This window comes from Furfurilactobacillus rossiae DSM 15814 (assembly GCF_000428925.1).
GTDB lineage: Bacteria > Bacillota > Bacilli > Lactobacillales > Lactobacillaceae > Furfurilactobacillus > Furfurilactobacillus rossiae.
The window spans coordinates 71,857-97,587 of the sequence record NZ_AUAW01000007.1 but is presented as its reverse complement, the minus strand read 5'-3'; the positions used below and the strand labels follow the sequence as shown (position 1 = coordinate 97,587).

The following is a 25,731-nucleotide window of genomic DNA, read 5'->3' as shown; positions in this document are numbered from 1 at the left end:
AATGCGGTTAGACGGGCATTTTTAGATTATCGGCTTTTGCATGAAAGCAGAATTAGTGATAGCGTTATACACATGAAAGCAATGAAAACGCAACGTGAAATCATGATGGCCGGCGAGAATTACAATCAGTTTGATCCCGAACTGATTGCACGCCGGGTCGAAATTCGTCAGCAATTACAGAAGTTAAATGCAGAACCTGACAATGACAAACGTAACCACGGTTTTCAGGATTTGTTGGCAGACAGTGGCCCGCATTTTTTTGTGGAAAGTAACTTCCGTTTTGATTACGGCTGGAACATTCACATTGGGGATCATTTCTACGCCAATTATGACAATACCTTTTTAGATACGTGTCCCATTACCATTGGGAGTCATTGTTATTTTGGTCCGGATGTTGGGCTTTACACCCCAATCCATCCGTTAACGCCTAAAGAGCGGAATGCGGATGTCGAACTTGGTGCGCCGATTACTATTGGTGATAGTGCTTGGTTTGGCGGTCACGTGACCGTGTTGCCAGGTGTTACGCTGGGAAACAATGTGGTCGTTGGTGCCGGATCAGTTGTCACGAAGAGTTTCGGTGACAATGTTGTCATTGCTGGGAACCCAGCAAGAATTATCAAACGTGTGCCTGAGGCTAAATCTTCAGTTGAAGCGGCAGAATTAAACACACAAAAAGTTTAGAGTGATCAATCCTAACAGGTGACTGTGAGGACTGACGTTCATTTGTATATTCGGCGTTAGCCAATTTTTAACGCTGTGCAGGTGGTTCACTTCGGTGTCGGTGCACAGCGTTTTTGTGTGGAAAAGAATTTTAGATTTGTAAAAATAGGCGAGTGTTGTGGTGGGTCACTGCCACACAGCCATAATGCGCTCGCAGGTGCTACAAGTGCCTACTCACGCTCACCCAAAACTTAGGAGGATTATTATTTTAAAGCGTCAGAATGTCGATCGAGCTGTCTTTGTACCAACCATGATTCTGTTTGGAATCGTGTCCCTGGTGTTAATCATTGGTGGCTCAGCCGTTCAGCAAACGATGAACGCGGTCTTGTCATTTCTCACGACGAAAACAGAATGGTTATACGTCCTGATTTACGTTATTAACTTCATTTTCTTTATGGCGTTAGTGATGTCTAAATACGGGCGAATCAAGTTGGGTAAGCCTGGTGTTAAGGCTGACTACAACGGCTTCCAATGGGGGAGCATGGTGTTTGCAACAGGGATTGACGCCAGCATTTTAATGTTGAGTGCTACCGACCCGTTACAGTACCTGCAACACCCCGCATTTGGTGCCAAACCATTCTCATCTGCAGCTTATGTTTACGCAAACGTTGTTGGTGAATTTAACTGGGGTCCCATGGCCTGGATGATTTTCGCCACTGCTACCATTGCGATTGCCTACACGATGCACGTTAAGGGCAAGCATGTTCAACGTTTGAGTGCTGCGATTCCGTTGTTACAGGGACCAGGCCGGACACGTCACGTCTTGCGTCAACTGATCGACTTTCTGGTTGTCTTTGGGATTATGGGTGGGATTGGCTCATCCATTGGGATGGAAATTCCTGTCATCGCCAAAGTTTTGAGCACCATCACCGGTGTGCCAGATAACATTTATTTGAAATTAGCTTTATTCGTTGTTTTATTCATTTTATTTGCGCTGACAGTTTACGCAGGTTTGAATAAAGGGATTAAGAAGTTATCTGCTTGGCATATTTACCTGGCAATTGGATTCTTAGTTATCGTTTTACTGGTCGGACCAACCATGAAGTTGATCGGCGGTGAGGGACAAACGTTGGCCCTGATGGTTCAACACTTTACCGCAATGTCATTTAACAAAGCTAATCCTGGTGTTAACAGTTTTGCACAACACCAAACCATGTTTTACTGGGGCTGGTGGTTGTCTTACATGCCTGTTATGGGTTTGTTTATCGCGCGGATTTCTCGCGGTAAAACCATCCGTCAGGTCATCGTCGGCATGTTAACGTATGGTGTCGGTGGTTGTTTAAGCTTCTACGCAGTCTTAGGTGGCTACGCATTATGGTTACAACAAACCGGCACAGTTAACTTAGTTCACATCTTGAACACGCAAGGTCAAGCATCAGTATTGGCAGCGTTGATTCAAACGTTACCGATGAAGATGATTATGTTAGTAATGTTCTGTCTTTCATGTTTTGTCTTCTTGGCAACGACCATTTCATCTTCCGCCTTTATCGTGTCTTCGTTCACCAGTTTGAAACTTTCTGGTACTGAACAGCCAACACGTTGGAACCGGATGGCTTGGGTGATTATCTTCATCGTCTTCTCACTGGGAATTGTGCTAGTGGGTGGTTTTGAAACCGTGCAAGCTATTTGTACGATTGCGGGATTCCCGTTGATCTTTGTGGCATTACTATTGCTGCATTCCATTTATCAGTCCGTCATGACGGATCCTTCCGTTCAACGTGCAAACTTGGTTGCACCGGCCAATGAGCGGCGTGAATGGATGCGTCAACGTTTATCTGAACAATAATATTGATATTTTCCTAGTCACTTACCTACATTAATGTTGGTGAGTGACTTTTTATTTAAGAGCAATGCTCCCCGCTTACGGTTGCCCGCTTTTGAACCCTCCTGTGGGACCGGTTCAAGCCTCCGTAAACCGGAGTCTTTCACCTCGTCACCGAGCCTCATGAACCCCTGAGTCTCGTCGACCGTCCTAGGTTGTAAATTCGGATAAACCACCGAATTAACAACCTTTTCACAGTCGGGTTCAACGCGGACGCCCTTCGGCTCACATCCAATTAGCTCATTTTTAGTAAAAATAGATAAGTTCATCAATCAGCTTTTTCCAAAAAGCTTTCGTAACCATTTTGTAGGGACAAATTCTTTAAAAGGAGAAAACCGGTTAGTTGAGTTGACGAACAGGAAAGCTTTAAGAAAGTGCTCCACTATTGATGACGGTAGCTACTTGTTTCCGTTTGAAAACGCCTGGCTGTGATAAGCTGGGCGCACTTGGAGGGAGCAGGATGTATAAAGAAGATTTACTGAACAAACGTGATCGACTGGCGTACCGGATTATTTTGGATGTTTACCTGCAGAATGGGGTGACCACGTTGGCAGGCATCAGTCAGCGACTTCAGATACCACTGTCCAGCGTCAAACGTTATTTGGCGGACTTAGTACATAATCTGTCGCCGTGGACGAGTAGCCAAAAAGTTCGTTTTGAGGTTAATGGTACTAAAGTGATTTTCCAGTTATTGGGAGCAGTCACAATTGATGACTTGCTTGTTAAACAGCAACTGCAGACGGCTGATAACGTGGTATTACTCAAGTTTTTATATCAACACGGACTGCGTTTCCGAGCGCCTCAATTGATGAACGTTATGCATGTGAGTGAGGCATCACTGTATCGTAAGTTAAAAACGCTTAACGCGTTGCTGGCGCCTTTTGATTTGCACGTAACAAACGGGCAACTAGTTGGTGACTTAAATCAGTTGCATTTTTTCTACTTTAATTTCTGGCGAACAATTGGTGAACGCCTCCCTGTTAGCAACGATTTCGACGTAATGAAGCAGTGGCTTATTAATGAAGGTTTTCGTTTAGATGACCACATGGTTGATCGACTTCAAGACTGGTTAGCCATCATGCAACAAAGTGTGACCAATCAGTGGTCATATCGACGTGAAGCTTCATTAAATAGTCAGCGATTGATGCGGCAAACACCAATCTTTGAACGTTTGCAAAGAGAGTCTGAATGGTCAATAGCAAAACGGCAGGCAATATTATTGTTCATCTTGTTACACAGTGAGTTTATGTTTACAGACCAGATGTGGCAGTCGCTATTTTTATCTAAAGAGACGGCAATCGCCAGGTTAGTGCGATTGGTAATTACCTGTAAACAGGCATTACGTGAAGCGTGGTCGGGCGTGCCATTGCCGGAAATGCTCACAGGGCAGCGACTTGCCGGTATTTTCATTGTTCCAATGGTGACTGTTGGTGACGTGCAAATCTTTGATGACATTAGCTTCCATTATTTCACGAGAGCCTTTTTCCGAAATACGGACCGGCAAGCTTTTGACTGTGTACAGTACCAATTGACACACACGGCAAGTTCTTGGATCAATCAATTTGCGCGACGTCATTGGCCGTATATTGAACGTCGTTTGTGGCCTTATCTAGTGATTCAATCACGGCGAGTGGCACTTCATGTTGGTCTGGCACTAGGATTTTCAACGACGGTGACACAGTTTGCCAAACGGGCGTTAATGGATGTCCTGACACAAACGTTGGCCGTAACAATCAGTGATTATCAGGTTGGGACAGCATTCGATTTCATTGTTGTAAACAATCGGACTGCTTCGATAATTTCGGAGCTAACCGACACGCCAACTGAAAAGATTACGGAGTTGGGCACGGAACGGGATTATCAGCGAATCGCGCATCGGTTAAGAACTTTATTAGAAAAACGTGATTGACCGATAGCGGCCTCGTGAGTCGAAATGTTTGCTCAATTAGTGAACGATGTTATGGACGATAACGATCGATTAAAATGCCATTTATCCCGGTATAACAGTGTTTACTGACATTAAATCACTAATGGAAGACAGACCTTTGTGGCCTGTTTTTTGACTGAAAGACTGACCGAGAAGAGACTGATGATCGCCGGAAAAATACGCTTTTTCACTCATTAATGGCCATTTTAAGAACCAAAAATGAGCGCTAAAAAGAACGCCTTTCCGATAAAATAAACAACGTGAATAACGTTTGCCGAAGTTTCGCGTTAGGAGGAGAGGGTAGCATGACCAGTAAGAAATGGCGGCTGGCGATAGCGTTAGCAAGCTTTATCACCGGTTTAACGTTGCTGGCCAATCCAGGTCTAGCGGCACCGGTTGCCGATTCTCAGAGAAGTGATCAACAGCCCAGCATGCAACAAATGCAAGTCTCACAATCTGCAATTGGATCACGTTTGCCCGCTAGCGTCATCAGCCAGACGTCCAGCGAGGACTCGGTAGCGAGCAGCTCGGCTCTTGACGGTCGAAGTATGTCGACAGCTAATCAGGACCGATCAGCTGTCAATGACAAAAAGGTGGCAGCGAGTCGTGCTGTTGCGAGCACTGGACTGCCGATTTCGTTTGATATGAAGCCGGTGTCCCGCAATCCAATTACGTTTAACGGCAATGATGTCACGGTGCCGATGCTCATAGATATTCCTAGAACCGGGACGGTTAACTTTTATGTAATGTTCTGGTGGGGAATCAACCAGTGGGTGGGGCGGCAAACGTTTACCAAGACGGGCGAGCAGCAGCCAGTTAATTTTGTTATCCCCGAAAACGTCATTCCGCGTGATAACTCGGTTCATACAGTATCTTTATTTGCGACGGATGAATCTGGTCACCAAACTGGGTTAATTAATTTAATTCTGTTATCAAACGTTTCCGGCGAGCAGAATGGTGCGCTGAAAGTGGTGGCACCTGGCAATGTCAATTTTAATCAGGGCCAGGATAAATTGACCATTGAGGAGGCATGGGGCCATCAATTACCAGCCACGATTGAAGGGCCACAAGGGATGAATCAAAACGGCGTTGGCGACAATCGTTTGGCGGTGCTGGATACGTATGCAAAAAAGCAAAAATGGACGTTGACCGCAATGGCGACGCAACCATTAACTGGACCGGATCGTGAGCCACTGACAAATGCATTGTTCTATGCGCGTAATGGCCAGCATCAACCGATTGAAGGTACTTCAGCATTGGTGGCGACGAGCAATGACTACACTAGCGAAGCCGTTAATGATGCCAACAATGTGGCGCGTGGTCGGCAAACCAACATTTCGGGACACTGGGGTCGTAATAACGGTCTTTTTCTGGAAGTGCCATATGGCATTGGCGGTGGCGAGACATATAGCACCACCATTACATGGACATTGACAGCCGGCGTGCCGAATCAATAACCCCCATTTTTAGCCTAGACACACTCGCGCATTCGTGTGGGTGTGTCTTTTATGTTGTATGGACTGGTATTGAGCTGATGTGAATTGATTGAGTTAAGGAAGTGAACAAGATGGATCGAACTGAATTATTGAATCAGGGTGACCGTCAGGCTTATCGAATCCTTGAGAGCATTTATTTAGCAGATGGTCAGACAAATCGAGCGGCTCTCATGAAAACGCTAGGTTTGTCACCGGCGACATTGAGCCGCCACTTACAAAAGATTGTGGATACTCTCCAACCATCGATTGACGAAGGCGCCCTGACCTTAACGTTTGATCAGACACAGGTATCGTTTGCAATGCAGGGCAAGGTGACGCTAGATGGACTGATGTTTGATGAGCAGGTGTTGCGGGCGGATACGTATCAGATTTATTTATATCTCTATCAGCATGAATTTCATTTTCAAACTTGGCAGTTGGCCAATACACTACATTTAAGTGAGAAAACGACAGCACGAAAAGTAGCTAAAGCCAATGCCTTGATTAAGGAGTTTGGCTTGAGCATTTATCGCGGTGAACTAAGGGGCTCATTGTTTCAGGTCACTTGGTTCTATTACAAGTTGTTTCGTGAGCTTCATGTCAAACAATTGGGAACGGCGAATCACGATCTGTTGATCAGGCGACTGGCAAATAGCGGCCTTGAGATAGATGAATCAATGACCGATCGATTGACTCAATGGTTAGCTGTTATGGATCATGTCCACGTCAGTTTTGCCCAGTTTAGTAGCCAAGTGTCCGCGTTGGATGAACAACTTACCAATGGGATAAAATTGAAGGCGGTGGTTGATCGGACTGCGTTACAAATGACGGAGAGCGAACGGGAAAACTTAACGCTGTTCCTAATCCTTCATAGTGGGACGGTGATTGCAGATACGCAGTTAGACGACTGGATTGGGATAACCAGACCGGAAAATCGCGACTTATATGATAACTTACGGCGAATCCAACTGCATTTTGCTCACGTCAAAGATATTCAGCAAATTGTTCATATTAGTGTGGCGCAATTATTTAGCTTATTAGTGGTCCCAATGATTGGGATTGGCAGTATTGATCATTTTGATGACTTGAGTTTTGAGCATGCGTTGACGGTGAATATGCCTTGCAGCGGTGCGGCCGCGATGGCGCGTTTAAAAACGACCCTACTTGGTACAACGACGGGAACAGTTCACCAAATCATTGATGATCACTGGCGTTATTTGTCGCAGTATTTATTGCCATTTTATGCGTTGCTGACTTCGACTACCCGACCGACGCGGCATATCGGGTTGGCTCTCGGCACGAGTCGGGAATTGACGACGTTGTTTGCCAAACGACTGATGAGTGTGCTGGAACCGGTTGTTCATGTTTCCTGGGAACTGTACGATGAGCACAATCATTATGACCTGATTGTTGTTAACGAGCAGAACCGACAGTCGATTCAAGAAGGACAAGCATGCTATGAAATCTCCGCGTTAGGAAATGAAGGCGATCTAAAAGCCATTCTGGAACAAATGGTGGCAACAGCAAGTTAACTGCAATCGGCTAGCTAGTGTTCAACGAGATGAGTGACTAATCTAAAATGTTTCAATTCCCATATACGGGAATTGAAACATTTTTTGTCTGTGAAATTCTGCCTGAGGGTGTGACATAGGTTTATTTGAAAAGAACAATGGTCGTTGTCAAACCGTCTTGTGTCACAGTTTACTGCCCCTAGCGATAATAAGTTTGTTAGCTGACTAAAATTAAATTGCCCATTTTTGAAATCGTGTTGATCAAACTTGACGGTTTGTTAATGGCGTTAACCAGTACAATTTAGTCATTCAGTAATCGAGAAGGGAGTGAGAGAGATGATACGTTGGCGCCGCTTCAGTTTGGTAAGCATATTGTTCGTTATCATCGCACTATTCATTAGTCCTAACCACCAGATTAGTGCCGCCAGCGGACCGGTCGTGACTTTTACCACGCAAGTTCAAAATGATCCGAACAAGCTTCAGTTCACTACGGAGAACGACAGTGACCAAGAGGCAACGGTAACACTGATGTTGCCGGCTCAACTGGTCGCGGACGCGACTGGTCAAGGCAGCCCCAAAATTGCTTGGAATGCACAGAAGACACAAGCAACATTGCGGCTGGCTGCTCACCAAACACAACGCTGGGTGGTTCCTGTTGATTCTCAGATAGCGGGGACAGGAATCGTTCAGATAGTGGATGAACAACACCATCAACTAGACCTGCAAACAGTGACGGTATCCCCACCACAGAGTGCTAGCGATTTGATTTCCAGCGATAGTCAGAGCAGCAGTAGTTTACAGTCAAATGCCGGTAATAGTAATAACGTTGATCGTTCGAGTGTTCAGACAGATGCCACTGGTTCAAAGGCGGCATCAGATAGTAGCCAACAGGCTGGAACAAGTGTGCCCAGTGGCCAACCAGGTCAGAAACAACGTGACTCAGCACAAGATAAAGTTAACCAGTCGAGTAGCAAAGTTGCTGAATCGGCCTCGACGGTATCTCAAACGGAATCGTCCGCCAGTGCTTCTGAGAAAACGATAACGTCTGGTCGGCAGGCCAAGCCATCCCCAACAGAGCGTGCGGGTACGAGCACGACTGCGCCGGTGATTGATTATGGCGATCCAATCAGTGGGAACTACATTAATTACACGGGTGGCTCATTGTCATTGCCGGTTTACCTAACTGCGCCTAAAGCAGGCCGTTACTTAGTTTATTTGGAATTGTGGTCGAACCGGTATCAGGCATTCGCTGAAATTACGGTGACAGGGGCCACGAATCGACAAAAATTCACTGTAACGATTCCGGCAGAGTACATGCCACAATACAGTGATCAAATTTCCGGTTTTAATTTATATGCTAGCGACGAAAGCAATAACTTTAGTGACCCGCTCCATTACGTGTTGACACTGGACGTACCAGACCGGCCGGCTGACGGATTGACCGTCACAGCACCTAATGCGATCACGTTTAACCCGACAGACGAGCCAATTGATGCTGAAACGATCTGGAATCAGAAACTGCCTGCCCGAATTATACCTACAGACAGCGATGCGCTTGGCGCGAATACCCTGAGTGTGATTGACGGTCGTGAAGATACGCAACCATGGACGTTAACCGTTTCAGCGGATCAGTCACAACAATTGACGGGATCAGACCACGATGTGTTACAAGATGCGATGCATTATCTGCACAACGGACGAGATTTACCGATTAATAACAACCAGGTATTGGTGACCACGCAGGGTGAGTATCCCAGCGAGTCCATTCATGATGTGGATTATCACCTATATACAACGGTTACGAATGTTTCTCGAAATTGGAACGCCAACACCGGCCTGTTTTTGGAAGCCGCAATTGGCACCGGGGGAGGTGAGGCCTATTCAGGAAGTTTGACATGGCACGTAACAGATGGTGTCGCAAATAATTAAATTACTTGAACCAAATAAAAATCATTAATGAAAAGAAGGAGCATTAATATGTCATTATCAACAAAAATTAAACTCTTTTCCGCTCTTGGCCTGGCTGTAGCTGGTCTTGGCATGTCAGTGCCGACCGTTGCGATGGCCGCACAAACATCAACAGCGACGACGCACGCAACCGTGGCGTTCACACAGGATGATCAAACACCTGAAACGCCTGTTGATCCAGAAAATCCGTCTAAGCCCGGGGATGGTAACAATCCGGGGACTGGTAATACTGGTCCTTTGACGCTGGACTATGTTTCAAACTTTGATTTTGGTGCGCATAAAATCTCACCATCAAAGCAAACATATATTGCGTCGATGGATAATGCCAATAAGACGGCTAACTTTGCTCAGGTGACGGACAAACGTGCCGGTGATCCAAAGGGTTGGACCCTCAAAGTGACTGAAAAAGGTCAATTACAGAGCGCCAAAGCCCAGAAGGCGCTGACGGGCGCGCAAATTAGTCTGACTGACTCACGTGCCGGCAGTGGACTTGGATTGCCAGCTAACCAAGTGAATGTTACTGACCAAACATTGACGCCCGACAATCAGGCCGTTGTGATGAATGCACTCGCTGGCAGTGGTTATGGTCTCTGGACTGACGCCTGGGGGAGTAAGACAAATCCGGGAGTTAAGCTGACCGTCCCAACCGGTGCCTACCCTGAAGAAGACACTTATACAACAAGCTTGAATTGGTCACTGGAAGATATTCCAACTAATGGCGGTGGCAATCAAAACCCAAATTCCCCAACCCCGACGACGGTTCCGGGTGGGGCTCAGGGGGCAGTTAATGCCGACCAAGGTGACTAGTAACGGTGTAGGTTAATATTTAGGAGTGAATGAAATGACGCAAAAGAGAATCGATATTCGCTGGCGATGGCTGTTAGGCCTGTTCGTCGCGGTAACGACCCTGTTGTTCGGCATTCACGCTTCGGCAGACGGGCTGGCCTTTTCGGTACAGCCCGTTTTACCGACTCAACAGGTAAATCAAAAAGTGACATACTTTGATCTCAAAATGAACCCCAGCGAAAAAACAACGTTGATCGTCAACGTTCATAATAATAAGAAAACGCCCCTCCACTTAAGTGCTGGATTGGCGCAGGCGACCACGAATTTAAACGGCGTTGTGGAGTATGGGCAAAACAAACAGCAGTTGGATAAGCGGGTGCCAGCCAAGTTTGCCAAGGTGGTGGCGTTACCAAAGAAACCGATTACGATTGATCCTAACGGGGATGGTCAAGTTCGGATGCAGGTGACCATGCCAAAACAGCGTTTTAATGGCCAACTGGCTGGTGGTCTGACACTGAGCGATGCCGATGCAAATGCTAACACAGCATCACCAAACAAACGGCAGGCAGTGGCCATTCAAAACCAGTATCAGTTCGTCGTGGCGATTGTGCTACGCAACAACATCGCCAAAGTGACGCCCAAACTGTCATTAGGGACTGTTAAGCCGGGGCAAGTAAATGCGCGCAATGTTGTGAATGGTGCGATTCATAATGAAACGGCAACCTTTATTAATCAGCTAAAGGTAACCGGTGAGGTGAGCAGAGTTGGCAGTAAAACGGCTCTTTATACCACTAAACAAGTGGGCTATCAGCTATCTCCCAATGCCATCATGCAATTTCCTGTATGGCTGAAAGACCGATCTTTAAGCGCAGGTCACTACAAGTTGACGGTGACGGCCGTTTCACAAAAACGACGATGGCAGTTTAGCAAAACGTTCAAGGTGACTGGCCAAAAGGCCCAGCAGTTGAATCAATCTTCCGTGGAAGTGAAGCCAGATAATACCTGGCGAAACATTGCCATCGGTGCAGGTAGTGGTGCTACTATATTGGCCGGATTACTGGCCTGGGCCGTTATTCGGCGGCGTCACTAATAGGTTGTCGTTAGTCACTTTACGAATTAACCCAGCAATAACAAAGAATTAATAATTTAATTTTAGTGAAAGCGTTCACACACTCGCCCTTATTTGTTACACTATTGGTACATTAAGAGATGGGGAGTGACGCGTCATGATAACGAATGTAGAAGATTTTTTACCAGTACTAAAAGGAGTACTCAGAGGATCATTTAGTGATGATCGAGAGCTGGTTGGTGGCGTTGTATCCCGTTTGCAAGATTCTGACACCGTTCACTATGGCGTGACTCGTTGGCGAGCCAAAGATACACAAGACCATGAGTTTACTTTTAAGAAAAATGAAGACGGAACGTTTACGTATTTGTACAAACATTAAACAAATTAGACAGATGGTAACAGGGCGTGTGCCAATGGATTTTTCCATAGTGGTACGCCCTTTTTTTGTGCTTTGGCGTGTTTAAACAGAATTGTTAGTAACTAAATGTTAAGGAAATGTTAAGAATATAATTGACAAAAACGAATGTCAATTTGCTGGATATTTTACTGACTAAAATTTGTTAATCGGTAAAGCATTCCAAAATCGCAACAAAAGCCATTATATAGACGTTTATTAAGGACGTTAATTAATTAAATTGTGCGCAACTGTAATTTGCCCAAATCCGCTAGCAAACGGGGCAAACACAATCGCTTTACAATAATATTCTGGAGTGATTATAATCGATAGATAGATATAACTGAATTACAATTTAAGACTTAAAAAATTTTGTATATTAGGTTGTTAAGGTAGTCAAAAAAGAGTGGGAGGTTGTTGCTAAAATGACTGAAAATCGCCTAGGTCGTATTCCCGACACACAGAAGCAACATTATAAAATGTATAAGGCTGGTAAGCAGTGGCTTTTTGCTGGCTTAACTTTGCTGACCTTTGGGCTAGTCGAGGCAATGACTCAGGATGATGTACATGCCGATCAGACACCGGCGACTGTTCAAACCCAAGCTGGTTCTGCGACTGCAGCTAATACTTTGTCAGCTGGCTCTGCCGTGCTTTCAACTGCCGGTAACCAAGCGAAGACAACCAGTCAGGCAAGCGCTCAAAGTGAACAAAGTGGCAGTCAAACATCGGCAGCAACCTCTGCTTCCTCAGAGACTGTCAAAAGTGACACAACGGCTAGTCAATCGAGTAAAACGACCGACTCAGAATTGACTTCCCGGGCCACGCTTAGCAACGTTTCCAGTGAGAGCGTCCCTGCATCTGCACCAGCGCAAACTCCTGGGACGGTGACAAATACGTTGATTAACCCTGCCACATTAGGCTCTCGGGCAACGTTAAGTGATGCCACCAGTGCGGCTTCTACAGCTAGCTCAACCGTTAGCCCAAAGCCTGCTAGTGCTGCCAGTCAAACAGAAACAACGTCTGTTAAAACCAATGCGGTAGCACCAACAACGACTGCCAGCGCAACTGGTAAAACAGTCGCTGCATCGACAGAAACTAAGCAAACCACGGTAGCCGCCGCAACCAGTGATCAAACGAGTACGGCGTCACAAAGTTTGACAGTGGTCAGCGTTGCTGCCGCAACAACTAATGAAGAATTAAATACAATTAAGGCGTCTTTGGCCGCTACAAGTCAACCAGCTGAAATTGTTCGGATGGACGCGACGACAGGCACAACCGCGGGTACTACTGGGACAACTCCCGACACTACAGGTACAACAGGTACCACCAATGCAACAACTGCGACACCATCTAGTGAATACACGGCGGCTGCAAATGCGGCGGCTACAGCTGCCAGTAATGCGGCTACGACTGCCAACGATAATTTGACAACGGCTAATGCTACACTAGCCGACATTCAAGCGGCAGCGGCAACCGATGTTAATCAGAATAATATGACAGGATTGTTGGCATCCGCCACCGCAGCTCAGACAGCAGCAAAAACTGCAGCAGATGATGCTGCCGCCGCTTTTAAGTCAGCTCAAGACTTAGCAGCTTCAGCGGCTTCAGCAGAAGTAGCAGGTAATGATACTTCTGCCCAGGGTTTTGCTAACCAAGCACAGGCGCAACAAACTGCCGCAGAAGCAGCTCAGGCTAAAACTGCCGCTCAGTTATCAACATTGAATACTTTAAAGACACAGGCGAGTCAGAAGGCAGTTGATGATAATTATGCTGCTACAGGTGCGTACGCGGCAGCTGCCAAGAATGCGGCTACTCAACAAAACACCGCTCAGACCAACCTTACAGATGTCGCGCAGAGTGCTGGCAATTTAAGTGGTAAAGATTTACAAAATGGCAGTGTTACAGCGGCTAATAATTCAATTCAAGCTGAGGTTGCAACAGCTGCGACAGATAGTACCAACGCTGCTGCAGCGGCTACCAGCGCAGCATTGGCTGAAACTTTCGCTAATCTCGCTAGTGGACTTGGAGATGCCACTGGTTTGGCAAAGTGGGCAGGTGTAGCCTCAACAGAGGCCGCAAAAGCTACAGCATTGGCAGATAAAACAGCATTAGCCCTGGCAAATGCGAAACAAGGTTTGAGCAACATTCAGAGCTGGGTTGATGCCGACAGTACGGCTGCTCAAATTGCAGCCAACAGTGCGGCTGGTGAGGCGAACAATGCAGCCGGCGAAATTCCAAAGGTTACAGCCGCTAACACACAAACTCAAAGCAATGTTTCTATGACTGAAGGAATTGCGAATACAGATGTGCATAATAGTGACGTTGTAGCCGATAAGAATGCTGCTACTGCTAACGGTGCCCAGGCCAGCAACCTTATTTCACAAGCCCAAGCAGCGAGTGAGGCCGCTTCAAAGTACGCCAGTCAAGCCGCTAGTGCTGCGGTACTGTATGATCAAGCTGCTGCCAAAGGTTTTGCGGATCAGGCAGCTGCGCAAAACAAGCTTGCCTTAGGGTATACCAGTCAGGCTAATTCATTAGCCAGTGCTACCACGTCAGCGTATGCCAATGTAAAGAGTGTTGTTACTTCTGACAGTACTGCGGCCAAGCAGGCAGCTGATTCTGTCATTAATACGCATCAATACGCATCTGGTGCGGTAAATACAATTAGTGACCAAGCAACGGCTGTTAACGATTACGTTTCACAAACGAATGCATTGATTAGCGCTGAACCTGCTCTGGCATCTAATGCAGCAATTATTAAGGCGCTCAGTCAAATGAACAGTGCTCAGGTGAAGGCAAATGCTCAGTATTCACAGGCACAACAACAGTACTCAGACATTTACCCATACATGATAAATAACGCAGTTTCCGCGGCGGCAGAAAATGATGCCACCTCGGCATACTATTTTGGTCATGATGGTGGAACGGTACTCAACTCTATGTTTACCGAATTTTTGTCGAATGCAAATGCAATGGAATCATTAGCTAATTCTGTCACTGGACTGGTGTCCAATCAAGCTATTATTGACAGTACGGCCGCATCACAACAGGTGAGTTCTGTCGCGATTGCCAACCAAGATATTAGCAATCGTGTCTCATCAATGTCTTCGAATGTCAATAGTATTCATTCATATGCTAGTGACGGAGGGTCATTGGCCGCTACTGACCTTAAAAATAGTGCTGTCCAAAATTACAACAAAAAGATGAATGACTATTCACAGACTGCTTCCGAAGTTGCTAATGGTATGGTTAGCGCTGAGTCAACTGTTAAAAAATTGGAATCTGCAGCGTCTAATGCTGCACTTAGTAACGATAAAGTAGGCGCGGCAAGTTATGCTAATAAAGCCTTACTACTAGCTAGCAATGTGACAGTGATGCAGAACACACTAGATAATATTCGTGACCAAGCTTCATCTGCATACACGTCAATTTCAAATGCGGTTAAAACGGACTCAATTGCGGCGGCAAATTACGCTGCGTCTGCGGCTAGTGCGTATAGTGCCGTCAACAGTGTTGCCAACACTGTTGATCCGACAGCGAGTGCAAATGCTAATTCTGCGGCTCAAAGTAGTTTAGCAAATCTAGGTGCTTCTGACACGAGGAATGATAAAGTTCAGGCAAGTATGAAGAGTTTGCAGTCGTTGCAAGCGTCATTAGCGATTGCAAATTCAACGATGCAAAGTTTAAATGCGGCAGCTTCGAACTACTCTGCCGCCGCAAGTAACGCGGCATTAAGCAATGATGTAAGTTTGGCCAGTTCGTATGCAGCGAGCGCAGAGGATATGCAATCTTCGGCGAGCTCTGTTGCTACAAGTGTTGCCAACCTTGCTTCGAGTGTTGCCGCTGGTTTGGCGGCCTTAACTGCGACAGTGAAGGCGGATAGTGAAGCTGCCGCCGCTTCGGCTAAAACCGCCAGCAACGCTGCAGACAACGCATCAGGGTATAACAAGACGGCTTCCGATGCATCTAAGACTGCCAGTGATGCGAATACGTCAGCGCAGAATGCGGCATCCACTGATAAATCTGATACAACTGTTCAAAACTGGGCGACATCAGCAGCTGCTGCACAGTCAACGGCTGCTTCAGCGGCGGCAGTGGCTAGTGGCGCAAGTTACTATGCCAGTGAAGCAATTTCGGATGCTGCGTTGAATGACGCTAAGGGAGCTTCGGAAGCTGCCGCCTCTGCAGTTTCAGCTGAAAAAGTTGCTTCTAAAGCAGCAAGTACTGCTGCGTCTGCTGAAAAGGTTTTGCAGGATTTGAACGGTTCAATTGCCGCTAAAGTAAAAGCCGATTCTTTGGCGGCTTCCGAAGCCGCTGCAAGTGCCAGCGCTGCCGCTTCCACTGCCAATTCCAACGCGAGTGCCACGAATTCGTCAACGACGAGTGCAAGTAACGCTGCTACTAGTGCAACAAGCGCTGCTAAAACAGATTTGACGAACAGTGCAGTTCAGTCAATGGACAAGCAGAACCAGGATTCATTGGCAGCATTAAGCACTCAGAACTCCACGGCATTATCTGCTGCGTCAATTGCTAAGAGCTATGCGGATGCTGCTTCAACGGCAGCAACCACAAATGACAGTGTGACTGCAGCATCTGACAAGGCATCGGCCGAAAGTGCTGAAAAAGTTGCTGCTAATGCCACAGCTTCTGCAAACACTTTATTGGGACAGGTTAACCAAACGAACTCTGCCATCAACAAAGCAGTTAGCATCGATTCCACGGCTGCTAGTTCATACGGTAGTACTGCTACCAGCGCAGCTACGTCTGCTGATCAGGCTAAGAGTGCTGTTACCAGCGCAACTCAGTCGACACAGCAAAGTGCGACGGTAGCTGCCAGTCAGGCGGCAACGGATCAACAAAATAGCACCGTTCAATCACTTGCCAATGAAGCTAATTCATTGATGAACCAGTTGAACAGTACTGAATCGGCTGCTACTTCTGCAAATCTGTTGGCCAGTGCCGCTGAGTCTAGCGCGCTAAGTGCTGCTAAACTGAATGACCCGAAGACGGCTAGTCAGTTTGCCTCAGAAGCTCAAAGTGCACAATCAGTGCTTGCTGGTTTGAGTGCAGCTGCGGCTCGGTTCAGGAGCCGGGTTGATGCAACGTTTGAAGATATTAACAAGGCAGTCAACAAGGACCACCATGATGCAAGTGTTGCAGCCAGTGAGGCCGCTTCTGCCGCATCGAAGGCCGCTAGTGAAGCATCTGCTGCTCAAAGCGATGCTGAACGGTTAGCAAGTTTAGCTAACCAGGCACACAGTCAGGGTCAGTCATCACTTGAAAACAGGGCCCAGTCCTTAGTTGACCAAGCTAATAGTGCTGCTAGTGCAGCTGACTCATTAGCCAAACAGGCTGCTGAAAATGAGGAACTAGCTAAGCAAGCGCTGGCTGCTAATGATCCGGCACTCGCTAAGAAGTATGCTGACGCTGCTAGCCAAGCATTGGAACAGTCCAACAAGCTACGTGAGTTTGCGGACAGTCTGATTGCTCAGGCTGCTGACATTGAGGCTCAGTTAAAGGCATTGCTGCCACCGAAGACAGCTGGTGATCCAACTGGGAACGATGGTAGTTCAGATCCAGCTACAATGGGTGGTTCTTCATCCACAAATGGTGGTTTGAGTAACGGTCAGTCGTCGGTCAACGGTGGCACGAGTAATGGTCAAGCATCAACTACTGGTACTGGTGTGGCTACAACTGGAGCCAACGGTGCACGTGGTTACAATGGTCAGCTGACTAATGGTAACCAGACGTCATCACCTGATGATCCACAGTATGTTGGGCGGCACTTACCAGATACCAACGAAGCGAGTGAACTTGAAGCGCTGTTAGGTATTCTTGGTTTAACAACGTTGATCGGTTGGTTTGGTCTTCGTCGTAAGCACGATTCACTGAAACACTAAAATAGTATTACCGAACATCAAAAGACCCATCATCGTTGGCGTGTAACGCATTGTTGCAGCTACGATGATGGGTCTTTTAGTGTGTAGTGTGGCCGTGCTAATCGTGCCGAATTTCCCACTGACTGGTCTTAAAGGTGCACGGTTCCTGCCGTGTTCGGGTGAGCACAAACGCAACGGCACCAAGTTGCTGCCGTGCATTTGGCACATAGTATTGGGGGAGATGCGTTTGTTGATCAGCATCTATCAGGGCAATGGATTCACAGTCATTGATAATCTTTTTAACTTTTGTTTGACGATTAACGAGTACGAGTTGCATGTGAAATCACCTCACGTTCACTGTAAGCATAGAACGACACGCCATGAAACGGCATCAAAGCCTGTTTCGAAACGCAAACTTTGCCCGTTTTTAGACGTTTGGTTGGTAAACCTGTTAAACGAGCTCGATTATCGTCAATGTAGCATGGTTACAAACGGAGATAAAATAAAGTGCTTGCTATTGTTGTTTTCCTAGTGGGTTGAAATGACAAGTTGGGACCATTTTTGCTGCCACTGCTTTTCTGCCATTCGTTGTTTGAAAATCGCCAGGTGAGCGGCGTCTTGTTGATATGCTGGGACAGGACGGCAGACAAAGCTTAGCAAGTCCGCCACGCCGTGTGGTGCAATCAAACGAAGCTGACTTGAGTCATCTAGGTAGGCACCGACACAGGTAGGCGTTTCAACAAAATGACCGATTGCATCTGTGACTGAAGTGAATGGTGGCATGTCGGTGAAGTTGTGAGTGTTCATGTACACCTCATTTTTAACTTGCCACTCGTATTGGGGCAACTGTTTTGTCAATTGGGCCTGAATTGTAAAGTTATCTTCATAGGGGCGTTTGGGATCGAAAAAGACGACGTCGATATCAGATGACAGTTGAACGGGTTGATGGCTCAGCACCTGCCACACCGTGTTACGGATACTTCCGGCAGCCAGCGCACCTTGCTTCAGATGTTGATCGGTAATGGCGTGTAGAATGACCATCAATTCTGGAGTACATTGAATAATATTTAAGACTTGTTGAGCTTGTTCATTTTTATTTTTCATCATCTCAGTGTAGCATGTTTGAACGGTTATGCCGAAATGCCAAACTGGAGTAATACTGGATGAGGCGATCCGCGGTATAATTACTGGAAAATACACTGTTAGGTTGATGCGGAGGAAACACATGACACAGGAACAACTTTCGTTTATCACACATGTTGCCCAGGGAAAACCAGAAAACATTGTTCATCAGAATGCGGCGTGCCCATTTTGTGATGTTGCACATCTGACCAACATTTTGGATCAGGAAACGGATCGGATATGGCTCGTGAACAAGTTTCGGGTGTTAGCTGATACGCTGCAGACAATCATCATCGAATCCAGCAATCATCGGGGCGATTGGTCAAACTACGATCCGCAGACAGCCGCCGCAATTATGAATTTCTCGTTACGTAAATGGTCAGAAATGCAACAAGATCCACAGTACAAATCCGTAATCATGTACAAAAACTATGGACCACACTCTGGCGGGTCGTTGGCCCATCCCCACATGCAGATTATTGGCCTCGATAAAGTGGATGGTTACGCTCACGTAACGCCAGCTAATCTTGCCGGTGAACCATTTTTGAACTTGGGCGACGCTGAACTAGCTGTCGCCAACGAACCGTTGTTAGGGTTCCTCGAATTTAACGTGCGGATTCCTGGGATAAAGGCCGCTGCGGATTTGGCTAAAGCGGTACGTGTACTGACTCACTATATTCTGACGGATTACTTTCATGGCCGTTGTGATAGTTATAACTTGTTTTTCTATAACGTTCAGGATGGTGCGATTATTTGTAAAGTAGTGCCGCGCTTTAATGCCTCACCACTGAGCGTGGGGTATTTGGTGCCACAGGTTTTTCAGGAAGATCGTATTGCTGCAATTGGTCAGGAGGTAACAGCACATGCCCGCACCTATCTTGGATGATTATGCAGTGACGATGCTACAACACGATTATCAAGCAAATCTGCCGGACACATTTATGGGTGACTTTGATTTGTCGCCAGCGGACAGTGAGTGGTTACTGACAGATAAATTTGCCTTGCTATGTGGCGTCATTGTCGATCAATCTGTGCCTGCAAACCGAGCTTGGCAACTGCCCAAACGGTTGCGAGAACGGATCGGTAAACAGAATTGGACGGCCGCATGGTTTGCTACCCATCAATCCGAATTATTGACGGCGATTGAAACAAAGCCAGCATTACACCGCTTTCCAAAAACCATGGCGCAGAACCTAACCAGTTTGGCTCAAACCTTGAATAGTGAGGCGAACGGCGACGCTGAACAATTTATTTCAACCGCTAGTTATGAAGAGCTGGAGGCCCGTTTGTCACCCATTCATGGCATGGGGCCTAAAAAGGTGAATGCATTAGCACTGATTATCGTGCTAGACTTAAGGCAGTCACTAACGGGGATGGATAAAAGCAAGGCACTTTTTGACGTCCATTTAGCGCGTATTTTGAGCGATTATTTGCACCGACCAGCGACGGCTGCGATTGCCAATGTCGTTTGTCAACAGATAGATCCGGCAATGCCGGCCCGCGCAGCCACTTATTTATGGCGGTTGGATCGTCAACACAGAACGTTGGCTTCGATCATTATGCAGTCCCGCTAGTAAAAAAGGACGATAAACGAAATTTATTACTGGAGGCACTAACATGAAAGTTACACATCGTAATTTAGTCACAGAACCAGCTCGTCAATTATTTGGACTCCCATACAAGAAGCAGGAACATGGTTCATACAATTATGCCTGGTTAGACTGGGAAACAACCGATAAGTTCAAACAACTCGAAACTATCAACAAACCCTTAGATCCTGCCAAAATCGGCCTATTAGTTATTGATGGTGATGAAACAACTTACTGGATCGGCAAATGGTTCCGTAAGGGTCAGAAGGTGCCAGAAGGATTTCAAGCCATTGCAGTACCAGAAAGTTCTGCTGCTGTTGCGTGGGTTAACGGTAATCCGGACACCGGTGACTTGTTTGGTCAACGGGCAATGGAGACGGCGCACCAAGAACTCGTGACCCGTCACATGATGACGGAGGACGACTGGACTAACTTGAAGTACGTTTATGAACGTTACGATCCACAACGTTTCCAGCCTGAAGAGAATCCGACGACACTGGACTATATTTTCTATGTGAAATAGGTTTCGCATAGTCTTAACTGCCGCTTATGGTTGTTAGCATTGGAACACCGCCGTGGGACCGGTTCAAGCCTCCGTAAACCGGAGTCTTTGCGCCTGTCCGTGGTGTAAATTCGAGAAAACCATTCGAATTAACACTACATTCGCGGCTTGGTTCCAATGCTGATGCCCTGCAGCTCTGTTTATTTCGTTGCTAAAACAAAAGTGAGTTCCGATTCTGGCCAGCTATCACACGGATTGTTGTGTTTGCCCGCAGTCTAATGATTACTGGATAATGTGTATTTAATTTGGTACCTAGAGTTTGTTTGTTATTGCGTGAATGTAGCTGGCGGGCGCTGATATTGAAACGGAGTTGTGAAAGTGGCGTTAACCCAGTGGGCTTGCTGGGTTTAGGCCACGGACGAGCTTGAAGACTCGGGTTTGGAGGCTTCAAGTCGAGGTCGAAGACCGCAACGCGGGCTAAGACCGGTCTACACAACGGAGTTTCAATATCAGCAACCAGAAGCGGAAGCATCAACAATCCAGGTCAAACTTTTGAAATCCATGGTTGACATCAACGTCAATCAGTCAGTACAATGACAACAATATTTGATAACGAAAACGTGGCCGTTAGTGTTGAAACTGACAACCAAGTAGTGCCTTCAATCCCTCCCCAGAGAGCCGGTGGTCGTGTGAACCGGCGATATTGAAGCCATGAAGTACAGCGTTTGTGATCGTTATCTCGGCGCGCCCCGGTATCGGTGAAGAGTGATTGCAGTAATGCAATAACTTGGGTGGTACCGCGGAATAAATTCGTCCCTTGTCAACTTGGCTAATGTTAGCCAGTGACGGGGACTTTTTTTGTGCCTTAAAAAACTGAAAAAATGAGAAGGAGAATGCAAAATGAATATTATTGATGAACTAAAGTGGCGTGGTGCGATTAACCAAACCAGTGATGAAGAAGGCTTACGTGAATTAACTGACAAGAAGTCAATCGGTTTGTACTGTGGGATTGACCCAACTGGCGATTCGATGCATATCGGACATTTGATTCCGTTTATGATTTTGAAACGGTTCCAATTGGCTGGTCATAAACCAGTGATCGTTATCGGTGGGGCGACTGGTTCAATTGGTGACCCATCCGGTAAGAAATCTGAGCGGGTTCTACAAACAATGGATCAAGTGCACCACAACCAAGAGGCCTTGCGTGGTCAAATGGTTAAGCTATTTGGTGAGGATCAGTTCCGGTTAGTGAATAACTACGATTGGCTGTCCAAACTGTCATTGTTGGATTTCCTGCGCGATTACGGTAAGTTATTCAATGTTAAGACAATGCTCAACAAAGAAGTTGTGGCTTCCCGTTTGGAAGTCGGGATTTCCTTTACCGAATTTACTTACCAAATCCTGCAATCCATTGATTACTTAACTTTGTACCGTGAACAAGATGTACAGTTGCAAATCGGTGGTGGTGACCAATGGGGCAACATCACGGCTGGTTTGGACTTGATTCGTCGTGTGGAAGGACCAGAAACACCAGTCTTTGCACTAACGATTCCACTGTTGCTGAAGGCTGACGGCACGAAGTTTGGTAAGTCTGAAGGCGGCAACGTTTGGCTTGATCCTGAAAAAACAACGCCTTACGAATTTTACCAATTCTGGTTAAACCAGGACGACAATGATGTTGTGAAATTCCTGGAGTACTTCACGTTCTTGGATGAAGACGAAATTAATGATCTGGCTGAACAAGTGAAGAAGGAACCTTGGAAGCGGGCGGCACAACGTCGTTTGGCTGAAGAAGTGACTAAGTTTGTCCACGGTGACGCAGCTCTGAAGCAGGCCGAAAAGATTACACAAGCACTATTCTCAGGCGATGTGAAGGAATTAAGCGCTGACGAGATCGAACAGGGATTCAAGGCTTTCCCAAGCGTTGAAACGACTGGCGCAACTCAAAATATTGTCGACTTTTTGGCAGATAGCGGCATTGAAAAATCGCGGCGGCAAGCTCGTGAAGATGTGACAAATGGCGCCATTACTATTAACGGTGACAAACAAACATCTGTTGATGCCGACGTAGATCCAAAGGCAATGTTCGACGGCAAGTTTGTTATCGTACGTCGTGGTAAGAAGCGCTATTTCCTTGCTCGCGTAAGTGATTAAAAACAAATCGTCAATCTCACAAGCCTTTTGTTTGGGTCTTGAAAATAAGTAAGTTTATAATTAAGCACGCTATAAATAGTGTGCTTTTTTCTTATTGTTTGACAAACGTATGTTCGACTTGTAAAGTAAATATTGCGTTTATCAGAACGAGCTGTGAAGTTTTAAAGCACAGAATTTCACATCGGAAAACGAGGACTTATACTTATGGATGCTTTTTTTCAAACGCTGGTTGATCGGCGGTCGGCACTGTTAACTGCGTTGTGGCAACACATTGAGATTTCACTGGTGTCACTGCTGATTGCGATGGCCATTGCCATTCCATTGGCCATCTGGGCAACGCATCACAAACGATTTGCGGCATTTATGTTGCAAATTGCCGGTGTGTTGCAAACCATCCCGTCACTAGCCTTATTGGGATTATTGATTCCCATTGTTGGGATTGGTACCGTCCCAGCGGTCATTGCGTTGGTCATTTACGCGTTGCTCCCGATTTTTCAGAATACATACATCGGGATTGATGACATTGATCCTTCTATTGAAGAGGCTGCTGATGCATTTGGCATGGGGCAAACGCGCAAACTATTTAAGGTTGAATTGCCAATTGCTGCTCCGGTGATTATTTCCGGGGTTCGTCAAGCGTTAGTCATGATTATCGGGACTGCAACGTTAGCTGCCTTGATTGGTGCAGGTGGTTTAGGGACCTTTATCCTATTAGGGATTGACCGCAATGATACCGCGCTGACGTTAATTGGAGCCATTAGTTCGGCGTTGTTGGCGATTATTTTGAGCTGGCTCATTAATCGTTTGCAACACATGCGTCCACGCTATCTAATTGGTGGACTGGTTGTCTTGCTGCTCGGTATCGGTGGTGTCGGTGTTGCTAACGCCGTTCGTCAACCAGCCGACAACATTACGATTGCTGGTAAGCTGGGCTCTGAACCAGACATTTTAATTAATATGTATAAAGACTTGATTGAACAGGACAACAAACATGTTCATGTCACGTTAAAGCCCAATTTCGGGAAAACGAGCTTTCTATTTAACGCCTTGAACCACAATCAAATCGATATTTATCCGGAATTTTCGGGCACTATTTTGGAAAGTTTGGTCAAAACGCCACAATCTGATAAGGGATTAACGGCCAATCAAACGTATCAATTGGCACAAAAGGACATGCAACAACAATTTAAGCTCAGTTATTTGAAGCCTATGTCCTACAATAATACGTTTGCCTTAGCTATTCGTGAACAGGATGCAAAAGCTTGGAATGTTCACACAATTAGTGACTTGCAGACGGTAGAAAATAAATTAAAGCCGGGGATGACGCTTGAATTCATTGATCGCCCAGATGGCCTGCCAGGTGTAAATAAGACATATGGTTTGAATTTGAAGGCTCAGTCCATGGAGCCCAAATTGCGTTACGAAGCCATTCATAATGGCAACATCAATGTTGTTGACGCTTACTCGACGGATAGCGAATTACGACAGTATCATCTGACAACGTTGAAGGATAACAAACATTTCTTCCCGTCCTATCAGGGTGCGCCGTTAATGAAAACTTCCTTAGCCAAGAAGTATCCAGGCGTTGTAAAGAGTTTGAACAAGCTCGCTGGTCATATTTCTGAAAAAGATATGCAGGAAATGAACTATGAAGTTAATGTCGAAAAGAAGTCCGCAAAAACGGTGGCGCGACAATACTTGGTTAGCCACCACTTGCTGAAGGGAGATGCTAAATAATGGCAACTACGGTTGATGAAAACAGCATCAATGAGCTGAAAGACGGCGAACCTATCATTCGGTTTGAACATGTTCAGCAGTCTTTTAACGATAATGTTGTGATTCCAGACTTGAATTTAACCATCAACGCTGGCGAACTATTTGTCCTTGTTGGCACTTCTGGTAGTGGGAAAACGACGACTTTGAAAATGGTCAATCAGCTACAGCCGCAGAGTGGTGGCAAGATTTTTATCAAGGATGAAAACATTACAGACATCGGATTGCAGGAGTTACGGTGGAACATTGGTTACGTGTTACAACAAATTGCGTTGTTCCCAACCATGACTGTCGCTCAAAATATTGCGGTCATTCCCGAAATGAAAGGTGTCAAACGTGAGGAGATTGACGCCACGATTGATCGATTGCTGAATCAAGTCGGTTTAGACCCGAAAAAATATCGGGACCGGATGCCTAGCGAATTATCCGGTGGTGAGCAACAACGGATTGGCATTTGTCGGGCGATTGCATCTGAACCGCCAGTTGTCTTGATGGATGAACCGTTCTCAGCATTGGATCCTATTTCACGGACGCAATTGCAGGATCTGGTATTGGATCTTCATGCAAAGCGGCACGACACGATTATCTTTGTGACCCACGATATGGATGAAGCCCTTAAACTAGGTGACCGCATTGCGGTGATGAGTGAGGGAAAAATCTTGCAAGTGGACACGCCGACTAACATCGCGCAGCATCCGGCCAACCAATTTGTCGAGGCTTTCTTCTCTCAGAGTGTCGCGCACAATGTGTATGACGTGTACGTAGGTAAGATGGTCATGATGGGCTTTTCAGTAGCAACGTTGCCTGACGGGCACACAGCGCCAATTGACATCTCATCTGATAAAACGTTGGGTGAAGCATTTGACGATTTAGCCCACTGCGAGTATTTACGCGTAGTAGATGGTGACCGTCAATTAGGGTTCATCAATGCGCAAAACATCGTCAATTATCTGAGTCAGCGTAAACGTGATGAGGATGAAAATAATTAAATAACTAGTTTGAAATGAAGCGACTTCATGTGTGTCAATTGCCGGTGGCAA

18 protein-coding genes are annotated in these 25,731 nt (G+C 46.3%); 16 read left to right on the top strand and 2 right to left on the bottom strand.

All coding sequences use genetic code 11. The annotated features are described in order from the left end of the window. The first annotated feature begins 81 nt into the window (after positions 1–81). The 10 genes from G400_RS0106250 (at position 82) to G400_RS0106200 (ending at position 17,572) form a co-directional block, all read left to right on the top strand. Entirely contained in the window at positions 82–681 is a 600-nt protein-coding gene (locus G400_RS0106250; RefSeq protein ID WP_042655252.1) for a sugar O-acetyltransferase, read from the top strand. Between the two features lie 244 nt (positions 682–925). Next, complete coding sequence (locus tag G400_RS0106245; RefSeq protein WP_263640338.1) at positions 926–2,506, top strand: BCCT family transporter; 1,581 nt, start codon at positions 926–928, stop codon at positions 2,504–2,506. Between the two features lie 496 nt (positions 2,507–3,002). Continuing rightward, a complete protein-coding gene (locus G400_RS0106235; RefSeq protein WP_017260557.1) occupies positions 3,003–4,451 on the top strand; it encodes a helix-turn-helix domain-containing protein in 1,449 nt (482 codons plus the stop codon). Positions 4,452–4,774: 323 nt separating this feature from the next. Then, positions 4,775–5,926 carry a WxL domain-containing protein gene (locus G400_RS0106230; protein ID WP_017260556.1) on the top strand — a complete coding sequence of 384 codons (1,152 nt, stop codon included), beginning with the start codon at positions 4,775–4,777 and terminating at the stop codon, positions 5,924–5,926. 110 nt (positions 5,927–6,036) lie between these two features. Then, positions 6,037–7,476 (top strand): helix-turn-helix domain-containing protein, encoded by a 1,440-nt coding sequence (locus tag G400_RS0106225; RefSeq protein WP_017260555.1) that lies wholly within the window; start codon positions 6,037–6,039, stop codon positions 7,474–7,476. Positions 7,477–7,791: 315 nt separating this feature from the next. Continuing rightward, complete coding sequence (locus tag G400_RS0106220) at positions 7,792–9,384, top strand: hypothetical protein (protein ID WP_017260554.1); 1,593 nt, start codon at positions 7,792–7,794, stop codon at positions 9,382–9,384. A gap of 48 nt (positions 9,385–9,432) precedes the next feature. Next, positions 9,433–10,230 carry a WxL domain-containing protein gene (locus tag G400_RS14615; protein WP_017260553.1) on the top strand — a complete coding sequence of 266 codons (798 nt, stop codon included), beginning with the start codon at positions 9,433–9,435 and terminating at the stop codon, positions 10,228–10,230. A gap of 34 nt (positions 10,231–10,264) precedes the next feature. Next, positions 10,265–11,299, top strand: a complete 1,035-nt coding sequence (locus tag G400_RS0106210; protein ID WP_017260552.1) for a DUF916 and DUF3324 domain-containing protein — start codon at positions 10,265–10,267, stop codon at positions 11,297–11,299. A 136-nt stretch (positions 11,300–11,435) separates the two neighbouring features. Continuing rightward, on the top strand, positions 11,436–11,657 hold the full coding sequence (locus G400_RS0106205; protein ID WP_017260551.1) for a hypothetical protein: 222 nt from the start codon (positions 11,436–11,438) through the stop codon (positions 11,655–11,657). A 440-nt stretch (positions 11,658–12,097) separates the two neighbouring features. Continuing rightward, positions 12,098–17,572, top strand: a complete 5,475-nt coding sequence (locus G400_RS0106200; protein ID WP_017260550.1) for a KxYKxGKxW signal peptide domain-containing protein — start codon at positions 12,098–12,100, stop codon at positions 17,570–17,572. A 97-nt stretch (positions 17,573–17,669) separates the two neighbouring features. On the opposite strand, the gene G400_RS0106195 is transcribed toward G400_RS0106200, so the two are convergent. Further along, positions 17,670–17,888: a hypothetical protein gene (locus G400_RS0106195; RefSeq protein ID WP_017260549.1), complete on the bottom strand. Its 219-nt coding sequence runs from the start codon at positions 17,886–17,888 to the stop codon at positions 17,670–17,672. Positions 17,889–18,079: 191 nt separating this feature from the next. Further along, positions 18,080–18,655, bottom strand: coding sequence for a nucleotidyltransferase family protein (locus tag G400_RS0106190; RefSeq protein ID WP_017260548.1), 576 nt, complete (start codon positions 18,653–18,655; stop codon positions 18,080–18,082). A 121-nt stretch (positions 18,656–18,776) separates the two neighbouring features. Between G400_RS0106190 and G400_RS0106185 the strand changes: the two genes are divergently transcribed. From G400_RS0106185 to G400_RS0106160, 6 genes are all read left to right on the top strand, one after another. After that, complete coding sequence (locus G400_RS0106185; protein WP_017260547.1) at positions 18,777–19,559, top strand: DUF4931 domain-containing protein; 783 nt, start codon at positions 18,777–18,779, stop codon at positions 19,557–19,559. Continuing rightward, entirely contained in the window at positions 19,537–20,247 is a 711-nt protein-coding gene (locus G400_RS15690) for a hypothetical protein (protein ID WP_017260546.1), read from the top strand. The genes G400_RS0106185 and G400_RS15690 overlap by 23 nt, the downstream gene beginning before the upstream one ends. Before the next feature lie 43 nt (positions 20,248–20,290). Beyond that, positions 20,291–20,785 (top strand): hypothetical protein, encoded by a 495-nt coding sequence (locus tag G400_RS0106175; RefSeq protein ID WP_017260545.1) that lies wholly within the window; start codon positions 20,291–20,293, stop codon positions 20,783–20,785. An 879-nt stretch (positions 20,786–21,664) separates the two neighbouring features. Beyond that, positions 21,665–22,918 (top strand): tyrosine--tRNA ligase, encoded by a 1,254-nt coding sequence (tyrS, locus tag G400_RS0106170; protein WP_017260544.1) that lies wholly within the window; start codon positions 21,665–21,667, stop codon positions 22,916–22,918. A gap of 204 nt (positions 22,919–23,122) precedes the next feature. Next, positions 23,123–24,655 (top strand): ABC transporter permease/substrate-binding protein, encoded by a 1,533-nt coding sequence (locus tag G400_RS0106165; RefSeq protein WP_017260543.1) that lies wholly within the window; start codon positions 23,123–23,125, stop codon positions 24,653–24,655. Next, complete coding sequence (locus G400_RS0106160) at positions 24,655–25,680, top strand: ABC transporter ATP-binding protein (RefSeq protein ID WP_017260542.1); 1,026 nt, start codon at positions 24,655–24,657, stop codon at positions 25,678–25,680. Before G400_RS0106165 ends, G400_RS0106160 begins: the two co-directional genes overlap by 1 nt. Positions 25,681–25,731: the final 51 nt, after the last annotated feature.